This is a genomic window from Streptomyces sp. GC420 (assembly GCF_009916105.1).
Lineage (GTDB): Bacteria > Actinomycetota > Actinomycetes > Streptomycetales > Streptomycetaceae > Streptomyces.
In genome coordinates this window covers 1-1,609 of record NZ_JAAAXQ010000728.1, presented here as the reverse complement: position 1 = coordinate 1,609, position 1,609 = coordinate 1, and the positions used below count along the sequence as shown (strand labels likewise).

General features: G+C 69.3%; 3 protein-coding genes and 1 pseudogene. 1 reads left to right on the top strand and 3 read right to left on the bottom strand.

Annotated features, from left to right (window positions below):
- Positions 1-494: APC family permease (locus GUY61_RS38195; RefSeq protein WP_166634875.1), on the bottom strand; the 494-nt coding region annotated here is incomplete at its 3' end.
- Positions 495-579: 85 nt separating this feature from the next.
- Between GUY61_RS38195 and GUY61_RS38190 the strand changes: the two genes are divergently transcribed.
- Positions 580-849 carry a GlsB/YeaQ/YmgE family stress response membrane protein gene (locus GUY61_RS38190; RefSeq protein WP_166634874.1) on the top strand — a complete coding sequence of 90 codons (270 nt, stop codon included), beginning with the start codon at positions 580-582 and terminating at the stop codon, positions 847-849.
- Between the two features lie 78 nt (positions 850-927).
- Here GUY61_RS38190 and GUY61_RS38185 read toward each other — a convergent pair whose 3' ends face one another.
- Complete coding sequence (locus GUY61_RS38185) at positions 928-1,416, bottom strand: YajQ family cyclic di-GMP-binding protein (protein WP_166634873.1); 489 nt, start codon at positions 1,414-1,416, stop codon at positions 928-930.
- Positions 1,417-1,505: 89 nt separating this feature from the next.
- A pseudogene (locus GUY61_RS41005) lies at positions 1,506-1,609 on the bottom strand (IS982 family transposase); the annotation flags it as partial.

Below are 1,609 nucleotides of genomic sequence, written 5' to 3'. Positions count from 1 at the left end.
CCCCACCCGAGACAGACCACGACCACCGCCGCCAGCACCGCCAGCACGACGGCCACGATCAGCCGCGTCAGCCACGCCGACTTCTGCACGCCCGCGTAGTTCACGGCGGTCAGCGTGACGACCGCGGCGACCGCGACCGCGTGCGCCTGCTCCGGCCAGACGTACGCGCCGACCGTCAGCGCCATCGCCGCGCAGGAGGCGGTCTTGCCGACCACGAACCCCCAGCCGGCCAGGTAGCCCCAGAACGGACCGAGCCGCTCCCGCCCGTACACATAGGTGCCGCCCGACGCGGGATAGCGGGCGGCGAGCCGCGCCGAGGCGGTGGCGTTGCAGTAGGCCACCACGGCCGCCACCGCCAGGCCGGTCAACAGGCCGGCCCCCGCGGCACGGGCCGCCGGGGCGAGCGCGGCGAAGATGCCCGCCCCGATCATCGAACCGAGCCCGATGACGACGGCGTCCGGCGTCCCCAGCGTGCGCCGCAGTTCCTGTGTCATGCGCCGCACCCTACTGACCGCAGGAACCGCGGCCGATGCGCACGTCGTCCCTCATCACAGAACCGCAGAAAGGGAGGTCCACGGTATGGGCGTCATCGGCTGGATCGTCCTCGGGCTGCTCGCGGGCGCCATCGCCAAGATCCTGCTGCCGGGCCGCGACCCCGGCGGCCTCATCGGCACCACCGTCATCGGCGTCGCCGGCGCCTTCACCGGCGGCTGGATCTCGTCCCACTACCTCGACCGGCCCATCGCCAACGAGTTCTACGACGGTCCGACCTGGGCCGCTGCCGTCGGCGGGTCACTCGTCCTGCTGGTCGTCTACCGCATCCTCTTCGGCCACTCACGCTCCCGCTGAGCCCGCCGCGACGCGCGCGAGGGCGCACCCCGGGGCCGGGCCCACGGTGCGCCCTCGTCGTGTGTGAGTACCGGCGGACTAGCGGTAGTTCACGAACTGCAGCGCGAAGTCGAAGTCCTTGCCCTTCAGCAGCGCGATCACGGCCTGCAGGTCGTCCCGGCTCTTCGAGCTGACCCGGAGCTCGTCGCCCTGGACCTGCGCCTTGACGCCCTTCGGGCCCTCGTCACGGATGATCTTCGCCACCTTCTTCGCGTTCTCCTGGGAGATGCCCTCCTCGATCGACGCGAAGATCTTGTACTCCTTGCCGGACAGCTGCGGCTCACCCGCGTCCAGCGACTTCAGCGAGATCCCGCGCTTGATCAGCTTGGTCTCGAAGACATCGAGAATCGCCTTCACCCGGTCCTCGGAGTTCGCCTGCATCAGGATCTTCTCGCCGGACCACGAGATCGACGCGCCGACGTTCTTGAAGTCGTAGCGCTGCGAGATCTCCTTGGCGGTCTGGTTGAGGGCGTTGTCGACCTCCTGCCGCTCGACCTTCGAGACGATGTCGAAACTGGAGTCGGCCATGTCGATGTGGCTCCTTCATCGGTGCGTACGGGGTACGGCCGGGCTCCCCGGACCGCTTCCGCAAGCCTAGACGAGTCATTCCGATGTGATCAGTGGTCGTAGGCGATCAGGGATCGCATGACCGGCTGTCCGGTCTTGTGGTTGTGCCAGATCGCCGCGGCCAGCGCGAGGACGCGCTGAGCGACGCGGACGG

What these genes read in the sequence shown, in the direction of transcription:
- GUY61_RS38185 (WP_166634873.1), bottom strand. Translation starts at nt 1,416, where the DNA reads ATGGCCGACTCCAGTTTCGACATCGTCTCGAAGGTCGAGCGGCAGGAG.
- GUY61_RS38190 (WP_166634874.1), top strand. Translation starts at nt 580, where the DNA reads ATGGGCGTCATCGGCTGGATCGTCCTCGGGCTGCTCGCGGGCGCCATC.